Below are 23,231 nucleotides of genomic sequence, written 5' to 3' on the forward strand. Positions count from 1 at the left end.
TTCGAAGATTCTCGATGTACGAAGGCAGAACGGTCGGCGTCGTCGTACCGGCTTACAATGAAGCCGACCACGTCGGGCACGTGATCCGGAAGATGCCATCGTTTGTTGACCGCATCTACGTGGTTGACGACGCGTCGACCGACAACACTTGGGAGGAGATCAGGGGGGCAGCGGAACGGTTGAACGAACACGGGCACGCCGAAGTGGACCGACACCTGTCGGGTCGGGGTACCCTGGTTACCGGGGGACGAGTCATCCCGATACGTCACGAAACGAACCGGGGGGTCGGCGGTGCGATCAAGACCGGATATCTCTCCGCACTTGCCGACGAGATGGACGTGACGGCCGTTATCGCCGGCGACGATCAAATGGACCAAACGCTGCTGAAATCGCTTCTCGAACCGATCGTACAGGGACGGGCCGACTACGCAAAGGGCAACCGGTTCCTCTCGGCGGAGGACCGGGAGAACGTGCCCCGATTCCGTCTCTTTGGCAACGCCATGCTCTCGTTTCTCACGAAGGTTGCCAGCGGGTACTGGACGATCAGCGATTCACAGAACGGGTACACGGCGATCTCCCGCGAGGCGCTCGAATCGATCGAAACCGATCGAATGTACGAATTTTACGGGTACTGCAACGACATTCTGGTCCGACTCAACGTGGCGGGGATGACAGTCGTCGACGTGCCGCTGCCTATCAGCTACGAGGACGAATCGAGTAATATAAATTATTTTACATATGTTCCCCACGTCTCCGGGATGCTACTGCGAAACTTCCTCTGGCGGTTGAAAACAAAGTACGTATTGAGGGACTTCCACCCGCTCGTCCTGCTGTACGGCTTTGGTGCCGTCGGAAGTATCGCTTTTGCCCTCCAGTCGTTCAACGCGGCTCGTTCGGAGGACGGGCCCCAGCTGTCAACGACTGTGAACAACGGATTAGTGGCTGGCCTGCTGCTCGTTCTGGCGATGGTCTTTGATAGGATCGACAACGACCATCTTGACGAAAGCTGGATCGAAGACTCGGAGGTATAATCGAACCCCAACGAGCTCGGTGATGCGGGACCCAAAAGGAATCGGTCGACGGCACCCTGTACGGCGCGGTCACCGTTACGAGCGGATCGCACTCCAGTAATTGAGCTTTGCGATGGCGAGAAGCGTATCCGGCCCGGGGTCGAACCGGTCCCGGTTTTGCTCGAAGAGCGAAGCGCTGTGACTGAAGACCTCCTCGTTCCAGGGGGAAAGACCGGCCCATATCGCGGTTTTGGTCTCGTGATCCCCGTCTGTGGCCCCGGTGCCGTTCACGTGGTAGTTCGCTGCCTGTGAGCCGTCCTCCGTGACCGCGACGTTCCGTGTGTACGTCCTCGCGAGACGGATCATATCCTCCGCAGTAAACGGTGACCCTCGCTCTCCGGCCTCCGTCCGGTTGTATAGCGATGTAGCGAACTCGATGTCAATGTGCCCGTGGTTGATGTCCTCTGGCCGGTCTTCGACTGCATCGTCCAGTCCAGGAGCCCAGGGCCGGTATTCCGAGGCAGGATCCGCAGTCGACCACCCGTCCGCAAACTGTCCTTTCGACCAGTAGTACGACCAGACGTATGCACCGGACTCATCGACCCGTAAGTCGTTTCTGAAGGTGCGAGCCAGCCGCTGGGCCCTTTTGGCGTACGACGAGTCGCCGGTGACCGCCGCGAGCGTGGACAGTGACAGGCCGAGCGCGAGCGACTGGTTGTGTGGCAGTTCGACCGATTCGTTCGGTGTCGGGGATCCGGGCGTAAAGACGTAGTACCCCTCCCTCTCGTCCTTCAGTCGCCACTGAGGGTCGTGGACCCGAACCGCTCGCTCGGCGGCTCGCCGGTACTGGCTGGCGCGCTCCTCGTAACGGGGACGTTCACGAAGCTCCGACGTCTCGGCGACCAGTCGTGCGAAGGTGGCCAGCGGCAGCGTTATCAACCCCGTGTGAACGGCGAAAATATAGTGCGGTGAGTCGAGTCCGTACTCCCCGGCGACAGGCGTTCCGACATCGTCCGCTGTACTCTGGATATCTCTGACCGTGACGAGACAGGAATCGGGCGTTTCCTCGGGAAACCCCTCGTGATTTATCCGCGTCACGGCGTAGTTCACGTCGTCCGGATCCATGGTAAGACCCTCGTAAGACGTTGTTCGTCCGAGGGCGGAGTTCCGGACAACCAGATCGAAGCCATCGGAACCGGACGCCGTCGAGACTGTGGCCGTCGATCGATCGCCGTACGCAGCTGCGGTGCGAACTTCGAGGGACGGCTGTCCGGCCTCGTCGGGCAGGCGGACTCGGCCGATCGTGTACGGCGAGTCGGCTCGCCACACCGGAAGCGACTTGCCGCGGTAGTCGGTTACGCCTCGCTCGCTGTCACGGTTCTGGAGAACTGCGTCCGCGTGTTCGATGAACGCGTCCAGATACGACTCGTCGTCGTGGGCGAGATACATCAGTAAATACGCCCGCATAACGTACGACTCCCCCCAGGCAAGGAGTCCGCTCTCGCTCGTCCCCTCGCTATCGTTGGTCACTCCGGTAAGCCCGCCACCGTCGTGAAACTCGGCGTCGAATTCGTCGAACGTCGTGGCCATCTCGAAGTGGCTCTTGTCCGGGACGTCCGCGCTGTCTCGGGGAGCGATCGTGCAGCCCGTGAGGGACACTCCCGCAGCCGAAATAGTATTTTTAATCATACTTCTACGGGTAACCCGTGAATCCCTCATACTCGGAAACACGTCTATCCGTCCTAAGATAGTCGCTTTCGACGTATAACTCGAAGGGTGAACGGCCGAAAATAATATCAAAGAAAACTGGTATTTGCTGGGAATCCCACCCCATCCCGTCGCAGGCCTCCTTTGCATTCCCGTCACCTGACGTTACCGCGGGTCGGCCCCGTGGCAAATCGGTACAAAGGGGTGCATTACAACGGCGGGCGGAGTTGCATTCCGAACAGCAGTGACTGGGTGTGTCTGGGCATCCCCGCGGAACGCCGGTCACACTCGCGGAACCATTCAGCAAGCCAATGAGTATACACACACCGACAGACGGACTTCGCGTGTCGGAACGGGTCACGACGCCGGACCGGTGGAAACCGGTGGAGAGAGCAGGCTCCACGGTCTATTCGACGTGGGAGTGGGGGACGATCTGTGAGGAGTTTGGCCACGAACGTTACTATCTCGGGATTGTGGAGAACGACGAACTCGTTGCGGGGGTGCCCCTGATGCACGTTGAGAGCAGGCTATTCGGGAGCGAACTGGTTTCGATGCCCTACGCTCCGTACGGCGCTTTCTACCTCTCCGAGGAGCTCGCCGATCCGGACGAGTACCGGGACCGGTTGTTGGCTGACGTACGACGGCTTTCGGACGCGCTCGGGGTCACACAGATGACGATCCGGGGCAACGAGATCGAGTCCGCCCTCGACGATATCCGTCACACGTCCCGGTTCGTCACCTTCGAACGGGACCTCTCGGAGGGCGTCGAAGAAGCCTGGGAGTCCGTTTCGTCCCGGTTCCGCCGTTCCGTCCGTAAGGCCAGAAAAAACGGGGTCCGTGTCGAGCGGGGCTTCGACAGTTCGGCGTTCGATGCCTACTACGAGATGTATCTCGACAACATGCGCTACTACGGAACCCCTCCCTACTCGCGCCGGTTCTTTCGGAACGTCCACGAGTATCTCGGCCGCGAGGGCGCGTTCGAGATGTACCTCGCCTACGACCCGGATGGAAAGCCGATCAACGGGGTAACCGTCTTCCTTTCGGGCTCGAAAGCGATCTACTGGACGGGCGTGTCCGACCACGAGTACAGGGACCTCAACGGTGGGAGCCTGTTACTCTGGGAGGCGATCACCGATAGTTGCGCCCGCGACTTTCCGGTGTTCGATCTTGGACGGACACGGGAGGGGACCGGCGTGTACGACTACAAGAAGGGGATCGGGGAACCGGTCGACCTCGTGGACACCCATTATGCACCCGACGGTGATCTTGACCTAACCGATCCCGCGAATGACAGCTACGAGAAGTACAAACGCGTCTGGCAGCAGCTTCCGCTTCGCGCCACGGAGTACGTCGGCCCGCACATTCGAAAGCGGTTGAGTCTGTGAGAGCTACGGTCCAAACGCGGAGTCGGCGACGTGCCTACACGGTCTCTGATCGTGTGGGATCGAGCGTAGCAGCTTCCGGATCCGGTTTTCGGCTGTCGCTCCCTTAAATAGCCAGAATACCGGCCGTCGGTTTACACTCCCGACGTCTGGGAAGGATCCGCGGGCGATGTCGAGCGGATGGAAATAGAAGACCGAGTGTCCTTTCCCGAGGCTCTGTTTGATCCCTCTCTCCAGGATTCGCCGACCGAATATCCTGATGAGCGGCCCACCGGCTGTCGGGACCCGCGCCCCCGGGAAGCGGAAGTACGGCCACGGTAGTTCGACTAGGTCGCGGCTTCCTCCGGGGCTGAGCGTCCCGTTTTCCGGCACGTACGGCGTTCGGCCAACGTCGCCGAGCGACTGATCCGTCTTGTTGTACAGCGAGTTCCGCGCGACTGAGCTGTCGTATTCGAAGCCCAGATCCTCTACGATGTCGAGCATCCACCCGGCGACGTACACCGCGGGGGCTCTGAACCCTGTAACGTCCTGCCCCGAAGTAGATTCCAGTATGGACTTAGCCCGGATGAGGCGGTCGCGGTACTCGTCCTCGGTGAAACGCGGTTCCTTCGTGTCGGGGTGGATCGCAAACTCGTGGTGGAGGCCGTGGCAGCCGATCTCGTGGCCGCGTGAGGCAATCTCCTCTACGAGGCCCGGGTAGTTCTCGACGATGTCCGCGACGACGAAAAACGTCGCAGTGATGCCCAGTTCGTCGAACAGGTCGAGCGTTCGCTTCGTCGGACTGGTCAAGTAATCGTACTTCCCGTCCCACGAGTCGAGGAACTCCGACGCTGACGGATACGGCGAAAACGGAGCGCCGGATACCGTCGGTACGTGATACCAGTCCTCGACGTCGACCGAGACGGCCAGTTTACTGGCCTCGCTCATCTCTCTCCCATCGTTGCACGTCTAAAACCCCGGCTATCGTAATAAATGCACTACGTGTGAATTCTGGAACGTTCGCCAGTGAGACCTGTACTGCGGCGGGCTGAGGGCCGGTCCTCCACCGGCTCCGAGCGACTGAGTGTCCCTACTTTCGCTCATGCGGTTTTCCAGCTCCGTCCCTAGTTTATCAGCCATGGACCGCCAAGCGCCGCTACAGGTAGCCCGCGAACGCCTCGACCACCTTCCGCTCGGCGCGTCGGAGGTGGTCCTCGGCGGTCCGGCGCTCCACGCCGACCGATTCGGCGATCGCTGCCGTCGTGGTTCCACGCGGTAGCTCGTAGTAGCCATTCTCGACGGCGGTCAGCATCACCTCTCGCTGCCGCGCGGTCAGTTCGGGTACCACGCCGCCGGGGTCCAGTAGCGGGCCGTCGCCGGTGACGGCATCGACCCCACGTTTCGACTCGACGGTGACTTGGTGGCCGTCGTCGACGAGGTCGCGGTACACGCGACTCAGCGCCTCGCCCGACAGCGCAAGGACCCGGGAGATCCGCTCGCCGTCGGCGTAGCGAAGCGGCGGGAGGAGCAGACAGCCGTGCCGGCCGACGTAGCGCTCGACGTTGTCCGACCGCTGCGCGGCGAGACAGCCCTCGGTCACCGCGACCTGTTCGTCGCCGTCCCGCACCCGGTCGGCGATCCCGACCGTCTCCGCCACGTCCGCGAGGGCGGCGTCGGCGTCCGCCCCCACCGCGCGCACGAGGTCGCAGTGGTCGTTGCACCAGAGGTCGACGCAGACCTCGCGGCCGGCGGTGGGGATCGGCTGTGCCGCGTCGCCGACGCGGAAGGTGGCCTCGTACACGTTCGGCCGTCGCCGCCCCATATTTATAAAACCCACTCCGCATGGAGTCCAGTAGCTTTCTCCCTGTGATCCCGTAGCACCGTGCATGGGAGACCAACGACAGCAGGCGTCCGCCGGCGTCGGCACGCCCAGCGACCAGTGGCGCGAGTACCGCGGCGCGCCGACGGGTACGGACATCGAATGCGAAGGCTGGCGACAGGAGGCGGCGCTGCGCGTCCTGAACAACAACCTCGACCCAGAGGTCGCCGAGAAGCCCGAGGACCTCGTCGTGTACGGCGGCACGGGTCGGGCGGCCCGGAGCTGGGACGCGTACGACGCCATCGTCGACGAACTCCGCGAACTGGACGACGAGGAGACGCTGCTGGTCCAGAGCGGCAAGCCGGTCGGGCGCTTCCGGACGCACGGGATGGCCCCGCGGGTGCTCATCGCCAACTCCAACCTCGTCGGGAAGTGGGACGGCTGGGAGCATTTCCACGAACTGGAGGCGAAGGGGCTGATCATGTACGGGCAGATGACCGCGGGGTCGTGGGCGTACATCGGCACCCAGGGGATCATTCAGGGCACCTACGAGACGCTCGCCGAACTCGCCCGCGACGAGTACGATGGGGACCTCCAGGGGCGGATCGTCGCCACGGGTGGCCTCGGCGGGATGGGCGGCGCACAGCCGCTGGCCGTCACGATGAACGGGGGCGTCTGCATCGCCGCCGAGGTCGACGAGAGCCGCATCGACCGCCGGATCGAGACGGGCTACTGCATGGAGAAGGCCGACGACCTGGACGACGCGCTCTCACGCGCCCGCGAGGCCGCTGAGGCCGGCGAGGCCTACAGCGTCGGCGTCCACGTCAACGCGGCCGATATGCTGGAGGCGATGCTCGAACGCGACTTCGTCCCGGACGTGGTCACGGACCAGACCAGCGCCCACGACGAACTGGAGGGGTACTACCCCAGCGGCTACACGGTCGCGGAGGCCGACGACCTGCGCGAGCGCGACCCCGACCGCTACCGCGAGGAGAGCCTCGACACGATGGAACGGCACGTCGACGCCATCCTCGAACTGCAGGAGCGCGGCGCGACGGCGTTCGAGTACGGCAACAACATCCGCGGACAGGTCAAAGAGCACCGCGGCGCGGACGACGCGTTCGACTACCCCGGCTTCGTCCCGGCGTACATCCGCCCGCAGTTCTGCCGCGGCCGCGGCCCGTTCCGCTGGATGGCGCTGTCGGGGGACCCCGCGGACATCCACCGGACCGACGAGGCGGTGAAGGAGCTGTTCCCCGAGAAGGAGTCGCTGCACCGCTGGATCGACCTCGCACAGGAGCAGGTCGAGTTTCAGGGGCTCCCGGCGCGGGTGTGCTGGCTCGGGTACCAGTCGGAAGCGGCCGACGAGCGCGACGGCGACGCCCTCACCGAGCGTGCCCGCTTCGCCCTGCGGATCAACGACCTCGTCCGCGAGGGGGAGATCAGCGCGCCCATCGTCGTCACCCGCGACCACCTCGACGCGGGCAGCGTCGCCAGTCCGAACCGCGAGACGGAGGCGATGAAAGACGGGTCGGACGCGATAGCCGACTGGCCGATCCTGAACGCCCTGCTGAACTGCGCGGCGGGGGCCGACATCGTCGCGGTGCACGACGGCGGCGGTGTCGGCATCGGGAACGCGCTCCACGCGAACAACCACGTCGTGCTGGACGGCACGGATCTGGCGGCGCGCAAGGCCCGCCGGGTGTTCACGACGGACCCCGGGATGGGCGTGATACGGCACGCCGACGCGGGCTACGACGAGGCCGAGCAGGAGGCCCGCGAGTCGAACGTCGCCGTCCCCATGGACGACCGATGAGCCTCGGCGACGCCCCCCGCTGGGAGGGGCCGTCCGACGACCCCGCCGACGAGCAGTTCGGCGACGTCGTCGAACCGACGGCGCTCGACGCGGCGGACGGCTACGACGCCGTCCTCGTCGGCGAGCCGTACGACGGCGCAGTGATCGGCCGCCGCGGCGCGGCCGACGGGCCGACGGGGATTCGGAACGCCCTCGCCGGCGTGAAGACCCACCACTTCGACGCCGGGCCGGTTGGCTCCGTCGGCGACCTCGGGGACGTGTCGCTCCCCGACGGGAGCGGGACGGCCGCGGACGGCGACGCACCGGCAGCCGGCGACGTGGCGGCGGTCCAGGACGCGGTCACCGAGACGACCCGCGCCGTCCACGAGTCCGACGCCCTTCCGGTATTCCTCGGCGGCGATAACTCGCTGACCGTCCCGAACGCCGCGCCGCTGCTGGACCGGGGGAGCCTCGGCGTGATCAACTTCGACGCACACCTCGACTGTCGCGAGGTCCGGGACGGGCCGACGAGCGGCACGCCGTACCGCCAGCTGTTCGACCGCGGCCTCGACGCCTACGCCCCCGTCGGCGCGCGACACTTCGAGACGTCGACGGCGTACGCCGAGTACGTCCGGGAGCAGGGCGGCGAGGTCGTCACCGCCGAGGAGGTCGGGGACGGCGTCGTCGGGGCGGTCGACCGCGCGCTGGAGACCGTCCGCGGCGTCGACGCGCTGTACGTCAGCGTCGACCTGGACGTCCTCGACGCGGCCGCCGCGCCCGGCGTGAGCGCGCCGACGCCCGGCGGCCTGTCCACGCGGGAGCTGTTCCGGGCGCTCCGACTCGTCGCCGCGGACGACCGCGTCGCCGGGTTCGAGGTGGTCGAGTGCGCGCCGCCGCTGGACGACGGGACGCTGACGGCCGACGCCGGAGCGCGGGCCGTCGCGCACTTCCTCGCAGCCGCGGGGGTGGGGCGATGACCGACCTCGTCGTCCACGACGCGAGCGAGGTCGTGGTCGGACCCGATGGCGACGGCGGGCTGGACGTACGGGAGAATGCGGCTGTCGTCGTCGACGACGGCGAGGTGGCCCGGGTCGGTGACACGGACGCGGTGACCCGCGAGTACCCCCCGGCGAACGCCGACCGCGCGGTCGATGCGGCCGGGCGGGCGATCGTCCCGGGGTTCGTCGACCCGCACACCCACGCGGTCTTCGCGGGCGACCGGGCCGACGAGTTCGCCACGAAGCTCCGCGGGAAAACCTACCAGGAGATCCTCGCGGAGGGCGGCGGGATCCTGCGGACCGTCCGCGCCACCCGCGCGGCGAGCGACGAGGCACTCCTGACGAACCTGCTCGGCCACCTCGATGCGATGCTCGCCAACGGAACGACGACCGTCGAGGTGAAGTCGGGGTACGGGCTCGACACGGAGACGGAACTGCGACTGCTGGACGCGATCGGTCGGGCCGACGAACAGCACCCTGTCGACGTGGTGCCGACGTTCATGGGCGCACACGCCGTCCCCGAGGACCGGGACGCGGACGACTACGTCGACGAGGTGGTCGACGAGCAGATTCCCGCGGTGGCCGACCAGGGCGTCGCCGAGTGCTGCGACGTTTTCTGCGAGGCCGACGCCTTCTCCGTCGAGGGGTCCCGGCGCGTGCTCGAAGCCGGTCGCGACGCCGGACTGACGCCGAAGGTCCACGCCGAGGAGTTCACCCGCCTCGGCGGCGCGCAACTCGCCGCCGACGTTGGCGCGGTCAGCGCGGACCACCTGCTCCACGCGACGGCCGAGGACGCCCGCGCGCTGGCAGACGCCGGTGTCGTCCCGACGCTGCTCCCCGCGACGGCGTTCGGCCTCGGCGCGGACTACGCCGACCCCGAGCCGTTCCGCGAGGCCGGGTCGCCGGTCGCGCTCGCAACCGACTTCAACCCGAACTGCTTCTCGCGGGACCAGGCCTTTACCGCGACGCTCGCCTGCGTGGAGATGGGACTGGAACCCGCCGCGGCGCTCCGCGGGATCACCCGCGACTCGGCGCTCGCAGTCGACCGCACGGACGGCACCGGCACGCTCCGCGAGGGCGCGCCGGGCGACCTCGTCGTCCTTGACGCGCCGTCGCACCTGCACATTCCGTACCGGTTCGACGGGGCCGTGGCGGACACCGTCGTCAAGTCGGGGGTGGTCGTCCATGAGTGAGGTCGTCCTCGACGGCGAGTCGCTGACGCCCGCCGAGGTGGCTGCCGTCGCTCGTGACGACGCCACCGTTCGGATCGCGGACGACGCACGCGAGGCGGTCCGCAAGTCCCGCGAGCGCGTCGCGGACGTGCTCGACAGCGGCGAGACGGTGTACGGCATCAACACCGGGTTCGGCGAACTCGTCGACGAGCGCATCCCGCCCGAGGACGTGGCGCAGCTCCAGACCAACCTCGTCCGCAGCCACGCGGCCGGCGCGGGCCGCGAACTCGACCGCGAGGAGGTCCGCGCGATGCTCGTCACCCGCGTCAACGCCCTCGTCAAGGGGTACTCCGGGATCCGCGAGGTCGTCGTCGACCACCTCGTGACGATGCTGAACGAGCGCGTCCATCCGGTCGTGAAATCCCGGGGTAGCCTCGGCGCGAGCGGCGACCTCGCGCCGCTGGCCCACATGGCGCTCGTGTTGCTCGGCGAGGGCGAGGCCCGCGTCGAGGACGGCGACACCGACCGCCTCCCCGGCGACGCCGCGCTCGCCCGCGCCGACCTCGAACCCCTCGCGCTCGAAGCCAAGGAGGGGCTGGCGCTCATCAACGGCACCCAGCTCACCGTCGGGCTCGCCGCGCTGGCAGTCGTCGACAGCGAGCGCGCCGTCCGCGCGGCCGACGCCGCGGGCGCGCTGACGACGGAGGTGACGCTCGGCACGACGGCGGCCTGCGACGACGCGATCCAGGCGGTCCGCCCCCACCGCGGCCAGCGCGTCAGCGCCCGGAACGTCAAGCGGCTCACCGAGGCGTCGGGGATCGTCGAGGCACACCGCAACTGCGACCGCGTGCAGGACGCCTACTCGATCCGCTGTCTCCCGCAGGTCCACGGGGCGGTCCGGGACGCCGTGTCCCACCTCCGGGACGCGGTCGAGACGGAACTGAACAGCGCCACGGACAACCCGCTCGTCTTCCCGCCCGGAGCCGTCGACGACCGCGCCAGCGGGACCGACGAGGCGGCAGTGCTCTCCGGCGGGAACTTCCACGGCGAACCGCTGGCGCTCCGGCTGGACTACCTCACCAGTGCCGTCACCGAACTCGCCGCCATCTGCGAGCGCCGCGTCGACCGGTTGCTCAACCCGAACCTGCAGGAGTCACACTTGCCGCCGTTTCTCACACCCGAGAGCGGACTCCAGTCCGGGTACATGATCGCGCAGTACACCGCCGCGGCGCTGGTCAACGAATGTCGTTCGATCGGCCGCCCGTCGACCGACAACACGCCGGTCAGCGGCGGACAGGAGGACCACGTCAGCATGAGCGGCCAGTCCGCGCTCGACGCCCGCCGCGCGGTCGCGAACGCGACGACGGTCGTCGGCGTCGAACTGCTGTGTGCGGCCCAGGCCGCGGAGTTCGTCACGCCCGAGGCGGTGCGGGCGGCGACGCCGGGCGGCGACGGCCCGGACGACGACGTCGACCTCGACCACGGCGACGGCACCGCGCGCGTCTACGAGGCGGTCCGCGAGGTCGTCTCGCCGCTCGATGCGGACCGGCCGGTCCACGAGGACATCGATCTCGCCCGGGCCGTCGTCGCGGCCGGCGCGCTCGACGCGGCGCTCGGTGACCTGGTCGAGTGAGTCACGTCGAAAAGCGGGAGTGAGAAGCCGGCGGCTCCGGTGCTCAACTGACGTATCGGAACCGAGACCGTCTATCGGTCCCGGTCGGCTATCGAGCGCCGGTCGGGGATATCCGCCCGGCACTTCGGACAGCGTCGGTTGACGCTGTTGTTGACCAGTCGACCGCAGTTGGGGCATTCCGAGACGTTCGAGTCAACCATCCAATACTACCCGGCACAACGGTTTGTTTGATAAATTATTCGGTTCCGAGTAGTGTTTCGGGGCGGTCCCCCCTACTCCGCCTCGACCTGCTCCTCCTCGGGGTCGCCGTCGCCCTCGAGGCTCTCCAGGGCGGTGACGACGTCCCGCCGGTAGTTCTCGACGGGCAGGTCGTACTGCTCGTCGGCCATCCCGGCGTACTCGTCGGTCTCGGCGTCGAACGCGTCGACCCGGTCGAGCGTCCGCTCGGCCGTCTCGACGACCCAGCGGTCCCGGGTCGCGGCGTCGACCACGGTGATCGATTCGGGCCGGACGGAGACGTTGACCGTGCCGTCGTCCGTCTCGTAGGTTCGGGGCTTCCCGACGACAGCGACGTACTCCGGTGGTTCAAGGTCCCGGAGCATGCCGGCCGCGTCTGGCTGGTACTGGCCGGCGTACATGAAGAACGTGCCGGTGGGGTCGACCACGCGGCCGCGCCAGTACTCGCTGTCCTCGCCCACGTCCTCCTTCTCGGTGAGCGTGCCGACCACGAACACGCGGTTGGCGCGCTCGCCCGTCGGCAGGAGCGCGTAGTTGGGCGCGCGCTCGTCGTCGGACTCCTTGAACGTGTAGCCGGCGTCGTTGAACTCGCTGGCGAAGACGCGCCGCGCGACTTCGCGGGTGGGTGCGTCGCTCATCTCAGATCGACCTCGCTCTGATGAGGGCGTCCTCGTGGTCGACTGGCCCGTCCAGTTCCTCGACCTCGTCGGCCAAGACGTAGCGGCCGAACACCGGCCCGGCGACGCGGTAGTAGCGGCCGAGCACGTCCTCGGCCATCTCGTCCGCGACGACGGTGGTGTCGAGCGCGTCCATCGCCATGTCCTTGGCCTCTTCGAGGCTCATGCCGGTCAGGTCCTCGGTCGCCTCCTTGTCGAAGATGACCTCGTGGGCGTCCTCGCCGTCGTCCAGCACGCCCTTGATCCGGAGGTCGAACTCGCCCTCGACCTCGCCGTGTTCCTGACAGCGCCCGTTCTGGAGGACGCGGGTGCAGTCGTCCTCGGGACAGCGCTTGATGAGGCCGCTGCCGCTCTGGATGTCGACCAGCGCGCCCGCCACCTCCTCGGTGTCGTCGCCGACCTCGATATCCTCGTCCAGCTCCTCGATGACGGTGGTGCTGTTCAGCTTCACCGAGAACTGGCCCTCGTACTCGTCGGTGACGACGTTCTCCAGACGGTACACCGCGCCCTCCTCCAGTGCGGGGAGGTCGGATTTGGCCCACTTGGTGAACTTGATCGTGCCGGTCTCGTCGCCGATGAGGCCGACCTGCGCGACGGCGTCGCTCCGGGGGTCCCAGAGGTCGACGACCTTCGCGGTCACGTCGATCCACTCCTCCGGGGCGTCGACCTCTGCGAGGCCCGGCTCCGCGTTGCTGCCGCCGCTGCCGAGGGCGTCGCGGTCCATGTCGGCCTCGTCGAGGTAGTGGTTCGTCACGCTCCGGCGCGCCTCCTCGACCGGCACCTTGTACTCGTCGACCAGCGTCGAGAGGCGGTCCTCCACGTCGTCGACGGTGATATCTAGATGGTCCGAGAACTGTTCGTGTACGTCTTCCGCGTGTTCGCGTAGCGTCATTGTTGCCTCGTGTCTCCGCCTGGTTTCGTCGGGAGACGGTCGCCGCTTGGTCGCCTTTGCATAAAAACCCTCGCAGAGCGCGGCGGAAGTGAAGACGAGCCGTAGCGGCGCGCAGGGCGTCGGTCCAGTCGGATTGCTACCGGGTACGTGCCGTTCGCCTGCGGTCGGTTCCGCGGTGCTTCCACCGAAGCTGCGAACGGTTGCGGAACCCTGTTCCTAACCCGGGTAACCTCCGTAGAACAAAAGCCGCCCCGCCCCTCCATACGGCTGGTTTACCGTGGGGAACGTGCACGAGGTCGACACGATAGAGGTCGCCATGCCGACCGCCGACAGCGGGAGCGTCATCGACGAGACGCTGGCGCGCCTCCGGCGGTCCGTGACGGCGACGGACGTGACGGTCGCGCGCCTGCTGCTGGTCGACGACGAGAGCGACGACGATACCCGAGCCGTCGCCCGTCGGCACGCAGCGGAAGCCGGGTGGCCCGTCGAGATACGGTCCCGCCCCTGCTCGCTGCCGCGCGCCCGGGAGGTGGCCATCGGGGCGGTCGAGACGGACTGGTTCCTCTTCCTCGACGACGACGCCCGGGTAAGCGAGTCCTACGTCGGCGACCTGCTCGCCGCGACGGCCCCGCTGGTCGGCGGCGTCCAGGGGCGGAAGGCCGCGCGCACCGAGCGCCCGTCCGACTGGGTCCGCCGGCGGTCGCGGCGGGCGGGCACGCACGCGACGCTGCTCCGGCGCGCGGCGGTGCAGGACCTCTCGTTCCCGTCGGATCTCCACGTGCTGGAGGACGAGTACCTGCGGCGACACGTCGAGGACCGGGGCTACCTCTGGACGTTCAACCACCGCGCCACCTTCGAGCACGCGAACCAGGAGCGCCACCCGATCGGCTGGCAGGAGGGGTATCTCGGCGCGAAGTACGGCCTCTCGCGGTTCCACGACGTGGCGCTGAACGTGCCCTTCGCGGCCGCCACGGGACGCAACCCCGCGCCGCACGCGAAGCGCGCCGCCGGCTGGGTCGCGGGACGGATTGCGCGGTCGGCAGGAGGTGAGACGGATGTCGACCCCGCGAACGCTTGACGTCGGCTGCGGCGACAACAAGCGCGACCCCGACGCCGTCGGGCTGGACGTCCGCCCGTACGACGCCGTCGACGTGGTGTACGACGTCAGCGCGACGCCGTGGCCGTTCCGCGACGACACGTTCGACCGCGTGCTCGCCTACTCGGTACTCGAACACCTGCCGGACCTCCCCGCTGCGATGGCGGAGATCCACCGCGTCTGCCGCGACAGGGCGACCGTCGTCGGGAAGGTCCCCCACTGGACGGACCGGAACGCGTACGTCGACCCGACCCACGTCGCCCGCCCGCGGGGGACCCTCGCGGACGGCGGCGACGGCGTGACGCTCCCGTGGGCACTCGCCGACGAGACGGGGCCCGACGCGCCGCCGGTGACGATGGTCGCGGGGTTCGACGAGCGCACCTTCGAGTTCTGGGACCCGACGACCGAGCTGGGTGCGCGGGGCTACTTCGACCCCGAGTTCCGCGTCCGCCGTGCCGAGCGGATCCGTCGCGTCCGGTTCTGGAAGTCCCGCCCCGTCGAGTTCGATCTGGAGGTGCGGAAGTGACCACGGTCGTCCTCGGCTGGGACGGGCTGGACGCCGACCTCGTCGAGGCGTTCGACCTCGGCGGGGCGTTCGGCGACCACGACCGCCGGATCGACACGTTCGACAACCCCGTCCTCGGCAAGCCCCACACGTACGAGGTGTGGCCCTCCATCGTCACCGGCCGTCCGCCGAGCGCCCACGGCGTCCGGGCGGCCACCGAGGAGGACGGCGTGGCGTGGGCCAACCCCGCCATCGCGACGACCGCGCGCCTCGCGCGTCGCGTCGTCCCGGAGTCGCTCCGGACCCGGGTCGGGGCGCTGCTCCGCCAGCGCGGGGCCGGCCTCGACTTCAAGACCCCCGAGTGGTACCGGGAGCGCGGCGTCGACACGGTGTTCGACGGGCGGACGGCCCGGGCGGTCACGGTGCCGAACTATGTCACGGCCCGCGACGAGCGCCTCGGCCTCGACGCCGACCGCGGCGCGGCGCTCGGCGACTTCCTCGCCGTGGGGGAGGGAGACGACGAGGGAACGGTCCACGCGCCCAGGGTCTCCGTCCCCGAACTGGAGGAGCGGCTGGTCGGCGAGGCAACCGAGAAACTCGGCGTCGTCCGCGCCTGCGTCCAGCGCGAGTACGACATCGTCTTCGTCTGGCTGGGCTACCTCGACACCGTCGGCCACCTCGCGCCGGTCGTCGACGAGGGGGGCTGGCAGGAGCGCGCGTACCGCCTCGCAGCCGCGCTGACGGACGAGGTGGCCGGCGCGCTCGCGCCCGGGGACACGCTGGTCTGTCTCTCCGACCACGGGCTGCAGGACGGCGACCACACCCACGACGCGTACCTCGCGGCCGACGACGCCGCGGCGGTCCGGGACGTGCAGTCCGTCCTCGACGCGCGCGAGGGGCTGGAGCGCGTCACCCCCGCGTCCGGCGAGCGCGAGGACCCGCCGGTCCGCGAGCGGTTCCGGGGCGAGAGCACCGCCGCCTCGAAGGACGCCGCGGCGGTCCGCGACCAGCTCGAGGACCTGGGCTACCTCTGAGGCGCGGTCGGTCGTCGACGACGGCTCCACCCTGCCCGTCGGCGACGGCGCTTCTCCCCGGGTCCGGCGGGAAGCCTATGTGGATCGCCCGCCACCGATCCGGTATGTTCGCGTCCCCGGAGGGATCGCCGTGAGCGACGACCGCGTCTCGCGGTTCATCAGGTCGACGGCCCGCAAGGCGGGCGAGCAGTACGGCGAGGCCAGACGCGCGTACCGCTCGGCGCGCCTCCAGCACGGCCTGCCGACCGACGACGCCGGCCGCGCCCGGATCGTCTGCCGGCGCTACGCCCAGAAGCGGACCGCCGCGATAGACGACCGCGGCCGCCCGGCCTGCTTCGAAGCCGGTCACCCCGACTGCGAGGGCTGCGCCGAGGACGTGCGCGAGGGGCGGATCGAGACGTGGTGAGGGCGCTCGCCGACCGGACGCTCGTCGCCGTGATACTCGCCGGCGGGACCGGCACGCGGCTCTACCCCGCGAGCAGGAGCGACCGGCCCAAGCAGTTCCGCGCGTTCGGCAACGACCGGTCGCTGCTGGCCCGGACGGCCGACCGCGTCGCCTTCGCCGACGAGACGGTCGTGCTCACGCGCGAGGCGTTCGCCGACGACGTACCCGACCACGCGCCCGACGCCGACGTGCTGGTCGAACCCGCGGCGCGGGACACCGGCCCGGCCTTGGTCTACGCCGCGGCCCGTCTCCGCGAGCGCTTCCCGGACGCCGTCCTGTGCTGCGTCCCGAGCGACCACCACGTCTGGGGCGACTTCGCGGGGGCTGCGCGCCGCGCCGCTCGCGTCGCCGCCGCGACGGACGGACTGGTGACGCTCGGCGTCGAGCCGACCCGCCCGGCGACGGAGTACGGGTACATCGCGCCCGGCCCGGAGCGCGAGACGACAGACGGCGACGCCTACGCGCCGGTCGAACGATTCCGGGAGAAACCGGACCGCGAGGCGGCCGCGGACCTCGTTGCCGACTGCTACTGGAACGCCGGCGTCTTCGCGTGGACGCCCGACGCCTTCCTCCGGGAGTGCCGCGGGACGCCGCTCGCGGCCGTGGCGGACGCGGCCGACGCCGACGACCCGGACGCGCTCCGGGCCGCCGTCGAGGCGGTCGACCCGGTCAGCGTCGACTACGCCGTTATGGAGCGCACCGACGACGCGTACGTCGTCCCGGCGGAGATGGAGTGGGACGACCTCGGGTCGTGGGACGCGCTGGAGCGCGTGCTGGAGACGGACGCGGACGGCAACGCCGTTCTCGGCGACGCGCTGACGGTCGACGCGTCGGGCACCGTGGTCGCCACGGGCGGCGAGGCGCACGTCTCCGTGGTCGGCGCGGACGACCTCGTCGTCGCGGCGTACGGCGACCGCGTGCTGGTCGTGCCGAAAGCCGAGGCCCAGCGCGTTCGGGAGGTCGTGGACCGACTCCGCGAAGAAAATTCGTTCTAGTTCGCGCTACTCCGCGGTGCCGTCCGGCGGTTCGCCGTCCGCGTCGCCCGCGTCGTTTCGCGCTTCGAGCTCCGCCACGCGCGCTTCGAGGTCGGCGATCCGCTCGTCCTGGCTCCGAACGTAGCCCCAGGCCCCGCCGAGGAGGAGCATCACCGGCAGGAATCCGAACAGGAACACTATCGGGCCGAACAGCGCAAGGACGAAGCCCCCGAGGGGGATCGCGAGGAAGACGACCAGCAGTCGGAGACCGGTGTTCATGCGTATCCGTCAAGCCGTCCGACAGTTGGATTTTTCGCCGTTCGCCGTCGACGGAACCGTCTCGAAGTCGGTTAAATCGCCCCGCTGCCCCCCGGACGACTACCGTCGCCACACGAACACCACGACGCCGAGCACCAGCAGTCCGACGCCCCACCACACCGAGTCACCCGGCAGGTACGCCAGCAGGAGCGTGACGACGCCCGAACTGATGAGCGACCAGCCGACCGTGGTTCGATAGCTCACGGCTGCCCTACCACGGGAAGCGGGTCGTTCGTTTCGCCTCCGCGGCCCGCTCGCCGCGGCGTCGGCCGCCCGTCGACGCCGGGACGCTACGACCGCAGGCGGCCGCCGTCGACCGGCATCGCCACGCCGTTGACGAAGCTCGCGCGCTCGCTGGAGAGGAAGGCGACGGCGTCGCCGAGTTCCATCGGGTCGCCGACCCGGCCGAGCGGGATGTCCGACGACCAGTCGTCCAGTCCCTCGTCGTAGCTGTCGTACTCGCCGCGGTCGAGCGCCTGCTCGACGAGTTCCTGAATGCGGGGCGTTTCGTGTGCGCCCGGCAGGACGGCGTTCGCCCGCACGTCCGGGGCGAACTCCCGCGAGACGGTCTTGACGGTGCCGATGACCGCCCGGCGGACGGCGTTCGAGAGGATCAGCCCGTCGATGGCCTCGCGGACGCTGGTGGAGGTGATCGAGACGATGCTCCCGGCGTCGCTTTCTTCGAGGTGGGGGTACGCCTCCTTCAGCGTCCAGACGTGGCTCATCACGAGCATGTCGTAGGCGCTGTACCAGTCCTGTTCGTCCATGTCGAGGAAGGCCCCGCTCGGGACGCCACCGGCGGAGGTGACGACGTGGTCGATCCCGCCGAACGCGTCTGCGGTCTCCTCAACCAGCGCGACGACCTCCTTCCGGTTCGTGATGTCGGCCGGGAGTGCGCGCACCTCGCCGTCGGCGACCGCTTCGACTTCCTCCCGGGCGTCGTCGAGTCGGTCCTCGCTCCGGCCGCAGATGGCCACGTTCGCGCCCTCGCGGGCGAGCGCCTTCGCGCTCGCGAGGCCCAGTCCGCTCGAACTCGCCGTGACGAGCGCCCCGTTGCCGTCTATTCCGAGATCCATATCCGGCCCAACGCGGGCCGGTCACTAATTTTCGGGGGCCGCGGCAGCCCGCGGCCGGTTCGCAGCCGGCGGACCACCCACTTCTTTACCGCCGCCGGTCGCACGACGAGGGGATGTCGACGATCACGACCGGCCGCCCCCTCGACGAGGACGGCACCCCGACCGACGGTCCTGCCCTCCAGCTTGACCCCGACGGCCCCGCCGCAGACCTGCTCCGCGAATCCTCCCGTCCCCTCGCGTCCAGCCCCGGCGCTGGGCTGTGGGCGACGATACTGTCGTATCCGGACGACGACGCGACGCCCCCGGAACTGCTCCTGTTTCTCGCGCCCGACGCGCTCGAACTTCCGTCCCACGTCCACCCCGACGACCCCGAGACGTTCCGCGCTGTCGAGGGCGAGTTCACGCTCGTCGTCGAGGGGGAACCCCAGCGGCTCGCACCGGGCGAGTCCTACACCGTCGATCCTGGGCAGGAACACGGCTTCCGCAACGACACCGACGGGTTCGTCGCGGTCCACGCGACGCTGCCCTGGACGCTGACGATAGACACGCAGTACACCTTCTTCGGACTGGACCACGAGGGACAGTTCGGCGACGACGGCGAGTACGGCGAACCGGGCTTCCTCCACGGGATGGTGATGAGTGAGGCCATCAGCGACGGCACGAAGATCGCAGGGCTGCCGACTGCCGTCCAGCGACTCCTGTGGGCCACCGTCGGCCGGGTTGCGAAGGCGCGTGGCCACGCCGCCGTCGACGAGCGGTACCTCCGCGACGAGTTCTGGCGGGCGAACGTCGAGCAGCCGGACCTGTAGCCGGCCCGGGGCTTGCCGACCGCCTCACTCCGGCTGTCGGACCCGGACGTTGCCGTCGCTGGTGACGCCGACGAGCAGCGCCGTCCGCACTTCGCGGCCGGTGACCGCGTCGCCGGCGGCGTCGCTGACGGTCTTCATCAGGTCGGGGGCGGTGTAGCTCACCTTCACGCCCGCCTCGTCGCAGGCGTCGTAGACGCGCTGGGGCACGTCGTACAGGTCCGTCCCGGGGTCGACCTCGACCTGTACCGGCGCTTTCAGCGCGTCGGCGAACGCCACCGTCTCCCGGGCCTTCTCGACGTTGGTCCGCGCGCTCGCCTCGACGCTGGAGACGTTCGCCCGGGAGGTGCCGAGCAGGTCGGCGATGGCGGACTGGGCCGCGCCGCGCTGCCGCAGCGCCAGCACCTCCGCCTGCCGGCGGGTCAGCACGCTCTCGGCCGGGTCGAACCCGACCCGGTCCAGCAGCCCGTCGACGCCGCCCTCGATCCCCGCTACTGCGTCGTCCCCGTCGCTCATCGGTCTAACTTACGGGCGCAGCGCGAAAAACGGTCGGGACTGTCCATGCGGTCGGCGACGAGGGGTCGGCGCCGTCACGACCCCCAGAAGTTGTCTCGGCTCCCGAGCTGTTCCCGGGGACTGCTGCCGTCCTCGTCCGCGGTTTCGGTGTCATCGATGTCGTCGCCGTCGTCGCCCTCGTCGGTGTCGTCGTCCTCCATCGGGAGGCGCTCGACCTCCTCGGCGCGGGCGTGGTTCGAGTGGACCTCGGTGATCTGCACCTTCGCCCGCGCCTCCGGGAGGACGCCGTCGACGAGCACGATGAACCCGTCCTCGGTGCGGCCGACGCCCGCACCGCTCTCGTGGATGTCCTCCACGTCGACGACCAGCTTCTCCTTCGGCTTCACGGGCTGGGTCTTCAGGTCCTCTATCGGCTGGCTGTAGTGGTTGCACCACTCCTTTCCGCCGCGGTCGCCGTAGTGCTGGCACCCCATTCCCTCGATCCGCTCGGAGAAACTGGGGCATTCGTCGGCGAGTGGACAGTCCGCCATGGGGTACGGTATTCCGCCGGGCGATTAAACGCTTGCGGCTTTTCGGGCGCGGCCCGGGTGCGTCGGTAAGTCGTCCCAGCGCCGGCGGGGCGTTCGGCTGCGGCGGTTAGCCCTCGGCCCGCTTTCGGACGGCCCGGAGCAGCACCTCGGTCCCCGCGACCACGTCGTCCCACTCGGTGAACTCGCTCTCGCGGTGGCTGACGCCGTCGACGCTCGGGACGAAGATCATGCTCGTCGGCGTCACCGTGTTGAGGTAGTTGGCGTCGTGGCCCGCGCCGCTGACCAGCCGCGTGTACTCGCAGCCGGCGTCCTCGGCGGCCTCGACGACCGTCTCGATGCAGCCCTCGTCGAACGGGTCCGCGTCGATGCGCATGATCTCCTCGACCTCGTGGTCGAGCCCCTCCCGCTCGGCGGCCCACGCGACCTCGTTGCGGACGCGCTCGACGGCGGCAGCGACGGTCGCGTTGTCGTACGACCGGAGGTCGACCGTGAACTCGACGCGCTCGGGGATGACGTTGATCGCGTTCGGCCATACGTCGACGCTGCCGACCGTGCCGACGAGGTCCGTGCCTTCGGTCGCGGTCAGCTCCCGGACCGCCTTCGTCACGTCGGCCGCCCCGACGAAGGCGTCGCGGCGCATGGTCATCGGCGTCGGGCCGGCGTGGTTGGCCTGCCCCTCGAACGTGACGTTCAGCCAGGCGAAGCCGTACACGCCCTCGACGGCCGCCACGGGGACGCCCTCCCGTTCGAGGAACGGCCCCTGCTCGACGTGCAACTCGAAGTAACAGTGGAGGTCGCCCGGCTCGCAGGGCGCGTCGCCCCTGTAGCCGATCCGCTCCAGTTCCTCGCCGAAGGTCCGCCCCTCGTCGTCCTCGCGCCCGTAGGCGTACTCCAGGTCGAACTCGGCGGCGTACACGCCGCTGCCGAGCATGTCCGGCTGGAAGCGGACGCCCTCCTCGTTGCTCCAGGCGACGATCTCTATGGGGCGGTCGGTCTCGACGCCGGCGTCGTTCAGCGCCTCGACGACCTCCAGCGCGCCGAGCACGCCGACGACCCCGTCGTACCGGCCGCCGTTGTACTGGCTGTCGACGTGCGAGCCGAACAGGACGGTTGCGGCGTCCGGATCGCGGCCCTCGCGCCGGCCGAAGATGTTGCCCATCGCGTCGACCCGCACGTCCAGCCCCGCCTCGCGGAACCACTCGACGAGGCGGTCCCGAGCCTGCTTGTTCGCGTCCGAGAGCGCCGGCCGGTTCACCCCACCGGCCTCCGTCGCGCCGATCTCGTTGAACGCGTCGAACCGGTCGCGGAACCGGTCCCCGTCGACCGTGACCGACGTATCCGCGGTCACTCCGCACCCTCCGTTGCGGGGTCCGGTCCGCCGTACAGCGCCGACACCTCCTCGATCCGGGGGTCGATCGGGGTGACGCCCTCGGTCGCCCGCTGTGCGCCCGCGGTGTCCTTCAGCCCGAAGCCGGTCGAGTTGACGACGACCGTCTCGTCGCGGTCGATCACGCCCTCCGCCACCGCCTGCCTGACGCCGGCGACCGCCGCCGCGCCGGCCGGTTCGGCGTAGATCCCTTCGGTCCGGCCGAGCAGCGTCTCGGCGTCGAGGATGGCCTCGTCGTCCACGAGGACGGCGGTGCCGTCGCTCTCCTCCAGCGCCCGGCAGGCCTTGACGGTGTTTCGCGGTCGCCCGACGGCGATGCTGTCGGCCACCGTCTCCGCGACCTCGTCGGCGTCGCCGTGCTCGTGGAACGCGTCGTGGATCGCCGACGCGCCCTCGGCCTGCACGCCGAGCATCTTCGGGGTGTCGTCGACGTAGCCGAGTTCGTGGAACTCCCGGAACCCCTTCCACGCGCCGGCGGTCGTGCAGCCGTCGCCCATCGAGAAGGCGATCCAGTCGGGCACCTCGCCGCGGACGGCCGACTGCTCGGCGAGTTCGTGGCCGACCGTGCGCTTGCCCTCGACCTGGAACGGGTTGATCGCCGCGTTCCGGTTGTACCAGCCGTACGCGTCGGTCACGTCGACGCTCAGGTCGTACGCCTCGTCGTAGGAGCCCTCGACCGCGAGCACGTCCGCGCCGTAGACGAGCGGCTGGGCGAGCTTCCCCTCGGGCGCGTCGCCGGGGACGAAGATCCGGCAGTCGAGGCCGCCGCGGGCGGCGTAGCCCGCGAGCGACGCCGCGGCGTTGCCGGTCGACGCGCAGGTGACCACGTCTCTGCCGGCCCGCTTCGCCTTCGTGACCGCGATCGAACTCGCCCGGTCCTTGAAGCAGCCGGTCGGGTTCCGACCGTCGTCCTTGACGAGCGTCTCGACGCCGAGCGCGTCGCTCAGGTGCGGCGCGTCGAACAGGTCCGTGCCGCCCTCGCCGAGCGTGACGACTTCGGCGTCGTCGTGGACCGGCAGGAACGCCTCGTACTTCCACTGGCTGTCGATGACGCCGTCCACGTCGGCGTCGAACGCGTCGTTGATGGCGTCGTAGTCGTAGATCACTTCCAGAATGCCCGCGACGCCCTCGTGCTCCGGGCAGGTGTACATCACCTGGTCCGGGTCGTACTCGGCCTCACAGAGAGTACACTCCAGCGTCTCCACGTGGTCCATTGTCATACCGGGTGGAGGGGAAGCCGGGG

At 69.0% G+C, this 23,231-nt stretch carries 24 protein-coding genes; 12 read left to right on the plus strand and 12 right to left on the minus strand.

The window, feature by feature from the left end:
* Positions 1-14: 14 nt before the first annotated feature.
* The gene (locus tag D8896_RS01200; protein ID WP_121820248.1) at positions 15-1,031 is read left to right on the plus strand and encodes a glycosyltransferase family 2 protein; all 1,017 of its coding nucleotides are present in this window, start codon (positions 15-17) and stop codon (positions 1,029-1,031) included.
* A 75-nt stretch (positions 1,032-1,106) separates the two neighbouring features.
* On the opposite strand, the gene D8896_RS01205 is transcribed toward D8896_RS01200, so the two are convergent.
* Positions 1,107-2,669, minus strand: a complete 1,563-nt coding sequence (locus tag D8896_RS01205) for a hypothetical protein (protein ID WP_121820249.1) — start codon at positions 2,667-2,669, stop codon at positions 1,107-1,109.
* A 392-nt stretch (positions 2,670-3,061) separates the two neighbouring features.
* Here D8896_RS01205 and D8896_RS01210 point away from each other — a divergent pair, with 392 nt between their 5' ends.
* A complete protein-coding gene (locus D8896_RS01210) occupies positions 3,062-4,102 on the plus strand; it encodes a GNAT family N-acetyltransferase (RefSeq protein WP_162991386.1) in 1,041 nt (346 codons plus the stop codon).
* Positions 4,103-4,105: 3 nt separating this feature from the next.
* Here the strand turns inward: D8896_RS01210 and D8896_RS01215 are convergent, their stop codons facing one another.
* Together D8896_RS01215 and D8896_RS01220 are read right to left on the minus strand one after the other, a co-directional pair.
* Positions 4,106-5,026: a polysaccharide deacetylase family protein gene (locus tag D8896_RS01215; RefSeq protein WP_121820251.1), complete on the minus strand. Its 921-nt coding sequence runs from the start codon at positions 5,024-5,026 to the stop codon at positions 4,106-4,108.
* Positions 5,027-5,234: 208 nt separating this feature from the next.
* On the minus strand, positions 5,235-5,879 hold the full coding sequence (locus D8896_RS01220; protein WP_121820252.1) for a helix-turn-helix domain-containing protein: 645 nt from the start codon (positions 5,877-5,879) through the stop codon (positions 5,235-5,237).
* Between the two features lie 85 nt (positions 5,880-5,964).
* Here D8896_RS01220 and hutU point away from each other — a divergent pair, with 85 nt between their 5' ends.
* Genes hutU through hutH form a run of 4 tightly spaced genes read left to right on the plus strand, consistent with a single transcriptional unit; the run spans position 5,965 to position 11,495 of the window.
* Complete coding sequence (hutU, locus tag D8896_RS01225) at positions 5,965-7,713, plus strand: urocanate hydratase (RefSeq protein ID WP_121820253.1); 1,749 nt, start codon at positions 5,965-5,967, stop codon at positions 7,711-7,713.
* Positions 7,710-8,669 carry a formimidoylglutamase gene (gene hutG, locus D8896_RS01230; protein WP_121820254.1) on the plus strand — a complete coding sequence of 320 codons (960 nt, stop codon included), beginning with the start codon at positions 7,710-7,712 and terminating at the stop codon, positions 8,667-8,669. The genes hutU and hutG overlap by 4 nt, the downstream gene beginning before the upstream one ends.
* Positions 8,666-9,883, plus strand: coding sequence for an imidazolonepropionase (hutI, locus tag D8896_RS01235; protein ID WP_121820255.1), 1,218 nt, complete (start codon positions 8,666-8,668; stop codon positions 9,881-9,883). The genes hutG and hutI overlap by 4 nt, the downstream gene beginning before the upstream one ends.
* Entirely contained in the window at positions 9,876-11,495 is a 1,620-nt protein-coding gene (gene hutH / locus D8896_RS01240) for a histidine ammonia-lyase (protein ID WP_121820256.1), read from the plus strand. Before hutI ends, hutH begins: the two co-directional genes overlap by 8 nt.
* A 272-nt stretch (positions 11,496-11,767) precedes the next feature.
* Here hutH and D8896_RS01245 read toward each other — a convergent pair whose 3' ends face one another.
* Together D8896_RS01245 and D8896_RS01250 are read right to left on the minus strand one after the other, a co-directional pair.
* The gene (locus D8896_RS01245; protein WP_121820257.1) at positions 11,768-12,370 is read right to left on the minus strand and encodes an RPA family protein; all 603 of its coding nucleotides are present in this window, start codon (positions 12,368-12,370) and stop codon (positions 11,768-11,770) included.
* Between the two features lies 1 nt (position 12,371).
* Positions 12,372-13,301, minus strand: a complete 930-nt coding sequence (locus tag D8896_RS01250) for a replication factor A (RefSeq protein ID WP_121820258.1) — start codon at positions 13,299-13,301, stop codon at positions 12,372-12,374.
* A gap of 286 nt (positions 13,302-13,587) precedes the next feature.
* On the opposite strand from D8896_RS01250, the gene D8896_RS01255 reads away from it, so the two are divergent.
* The 5 genes from D8896_RS01255 to D8896_RS01280 all read left to right on the plus strand — a co-directional run bounded on the left by D8896_RS01255 (position 13,588) and on the right by D8896_RS01280 (position 17,376).
* Positions 13,588-14,379 (plus strand): glycosyltransferase family A protein, encoded by a 792-nt coding sequence (locus D8896_RS01255; RefSeq protein ID WP_205596741.1) that lies wholly within the window; start codon positions 13,588-13,590, stop codon positions 14,377-14,379.
* On the plus strand, positions 14,357-14,923 hold the full coding sequence (locus tag D8896_RS19700; protein ID WP_205596742.1) for a methyltransferase domain-containing protein: 567 nt from the start codon (positions 14,357-14,359) through the stop codon (positions 14,921-14,923). Before D8896_RS01255 ends, D8896_RS19700 begins: the two co-directional genes overlap by 23 nt.
* The gene (locus D8896_RS01270) at positions 14,920-15,936 is read left to right on the plus strand and encodes an alkaline phosphatase family protein (protein ID WP_121820259.1); all 1,017 of its coding nucleotides are present in this window, start codon (positions 14,920-14,922) and stop codon (positions 15,934-15,936) included. Before D8896_RS19700 ends, D8896_RS01270 begins: the two co-directional genes overlap by 4 nt.
* Positions 15,937-16,066: 130 nt before the next feature.
* The gene (locus D8896_RS01275; protein WP_121820260.1) at positions 16,067-16,342 is read left to right on the plus strand and encodes a DUF7091 family protein; all 276 of its coding nucleotides are present in this window, start codon (positions 16,067-16,069) and stop codon (positions 16,340-16,342) included.
* Positions 16,339-17,376 carry a mannose-1-phosphate guanylyltransferase gene (locus D8896_RS01280; protein WP_121820261.1) on the plus strand — a complete coding sequence of 346 codons (1,038 nt, stop codon included), beginning with the start codon at positions 16,339-16,341 and terminating at the stop codon, positions 17,374-17,376. Before D8896_RS01275 ends, D8896_RS01280 begins: the two co-directional genes overlap by 4 nt.
* Positions 17,377-17,382: 6 nt before the next feature.
* On the opposite strand, the gene D8896_RS01285 is transcribed toward D8896_RS01280, so the two are convergent.
* From D8896_RS01285 to D8896_RS01290, 3 genes are all read right to left on the minus strand, one after another.
* A complete protein-coding gene (locus D8896_RS01285) occupies positions 17,383-17,634 on the minus strand; it encodes a bZIP transcription factor (RefSeq protein ID WP_121820262.1) in 252 nt (83 codons plus the stop codon).
* A 99-nt stretch (positions 17,635-17,733) separates the two neighbouring features.
* Positions 17,734-17,877, minus strand: a complete 144-nt coding sequence (locus tag D8896_RS19080) for a hypothetical protein (protein ID WP_162991387.1) — start codon at positions 17,875-17,877, stop codon at positions 17,734-17,736.
* An 86-nt stretch (positions 17,878-17,963) separates the two neighbouring features.
* Positions 17,964-18,749: an SDR family oxidoreductase gene (locus D8896_RS01290; protein ID WP_121820263.1), complete on the minus strand. Its 786-nt coding sequence runs from the start codon at positions 18,747-18,749 to the stop codon at positions 17,964-17,966.
* Positions 18,750-18,862: 113 nt separating this feature from the next.
* On the opposite strand from D8896_RS01290, the gene D8896_RS01295 reads away from it, so the two are divergent.
* A complete protein-coding gene (locus D8896_RS01295) occupies positions 18,863-19,558 on the plus strand; it encodes a cupin domain-containing protein (RefSeq protein ID WP_121820264.1) in 696 nt (231 codons plus the stop codon).
* Between the two features lie 24 nt (positions 19,559-19,582).
* Here D8896_RS01295 and D8896_RS01300 read toward each other — a convergent pair whose 3' ends face one another.
* The 4 genes from D8896_RS01300 to thrC all read right to left on the minus strand — a co-directional run bounded on the left by D8896_RS01300 (position 19,583) and on the right by thrC (position 23,208).
* Entirely contained in the window at positions 19,583-20,071 is a 489-nt protein-coding gene (locus tag D8896_RS01300) for a Tfx family DNA-binding protein (protein ID WP_121820265.1), read from the minus strand.
* Between the two features lie 74 nt (positions 20,072-20,145).
* Complete coding sequence (locus D8896_RS01305) at positions 20,146-20,601, minus strand: TRAM domain-containing protein (protein ID WP_121820266.1); 456 nt, start codon at positions 20,599-20,601, stop codon at positions 20,146-20,148.
* 106 nt (positions 20,602-20,707) lie between these two features.
* On the minus strand, positions 20,708-21,949 hold the full coding sequence (locus D8896_RS01310; RefSeq protein ID WP_121820267.1) for a Zn-dependent hydrolase: 1,242 nt from the start codon (positions 21,947-21,949) through the stop codon (positions 20,708-20,710).
* Positions 21,946-23,208 carry a threonine synthase gene (gene thrC / locus D8896_RS01315; RefSeq protein WP_121820268.1) on the minus strand — a complete coding sequence of 421 codons (1,263 nt, stop codon included), beginning with the start codon at positions 23,206-23,208 and terminating at the stop codon, positions 21,946-21,948. The genes D8896_RS01310 and thrC overlap by 4 nt, the downstream gene beginning before the upstream one ends.
* Positions 23,209-23,231: the final 23 nt, after the last annotated feature.

Source organism: Halostella salina (assembly GCF_003675855.1).
GTDB lineage: Archaea > Halobacteriota > Halobacteria > Halobacteriales > Natronoarchaeaceae > Halostella > Halostella salina.

Coding starts and splice junctions, on each gene's coding strand:
- D8896_RS01200 (WP_121820248.1), top strand. CDS start 15: ATGTACGAAGGCAGAACGGTCGGCGTCGTCGTACCGGCTTACAATGAA.
- D8896_RS01215 (WP_121820251.1), bottom strand. CDS start 5,026: ATGAGCGAGGCCAGTAAACTGGCCGTCTCGGTCGACGTCGAGGACTGG.
- hutU (WP_121820253.1), top strand. CDS start 5,965: ATGGGAGACCAACGACAGCAGGCGTCCGCCGGCGTCGGCACGCCCAGC.
- hutG (WP_121820254.1), top strand. CDS start 7,710: ATGAGCCTCGGCGACGCCCCCCGCTGGGAGGGGCCGTCCGACGACCCC.
- hutI (WP_121820255.1), top strand. CDS start 8,666: ATGACCGACCTCGTCGTCCACGACGCGAGCGAGGTCGTGGTCGGACCC.
- hutH (WP_121820256.1), top strand. CDS start 9,876: ATGAGTGAGGTCGTCCTCGACGGCGAGTCGCTGACGCCCGCCGAGGTG.
- D8896_RS01245 (WP_121820257.1), bottom strand. CDS start 12,370: ATGAGCGACGCACCCACCCGCGAAGTCGCGCGGCGCGTCTTCGCCAGC.
- D8896_RS01250 (WP_121820258.1), bottom strand. CDS start 13,301: ATGACGCTACGCGAACACGCGGAAGACGTACACGAACAGTTCTCGGAC.
- D8896_RS19700 (WP_205596742.1), top strand. CDS start 14,357: ATGTCGACCCCGCGAACGCTTGACGTCGGCTGCGGCGACAACAAGCGC.
- D8896_RS01285 (WP_121820262.1), bottom strand. CDS start 17,634: ATGAACACCGGTCTCCGACTGCTGGTCGTCTTCCTCGCGATCCCCCTC.
- D8896_RS01290 (WP_121820263.1), bottom strand. CDS start 18,749: ATGGATCTCGGAATAGACGGCAACGGGGCGCTCGTCACGGCGAGTTCG.
- D8896_RS01295 (WP_121820264.1), top strand. CDS start 18,863: ATGTCGACGATCACGACCGGCCGCCCCCTCGACGAGGACGGCACCCCG.
- D8896_RS01300 (WP_121820265.1), bottom strand. CDS start 20,071: ATGAGCGACGGGGACGACGCAGTAGCGGGGATCGAGGGCGGCGTCGAC.
- D8896_RS01305 (WP_121820266.1), bottom strand. CDS start 20,601: ATGGCGGACTGTCCACTCGCCGACGAATGCCCCAGTTTCTCCGAGCGG.
- thrC (WP_121820268.1), bottom strand. CDS start 23,208: ATGACAATGGACCACGTGGAGACGCTGGAGTGTACTCTCTGTGAGGCC.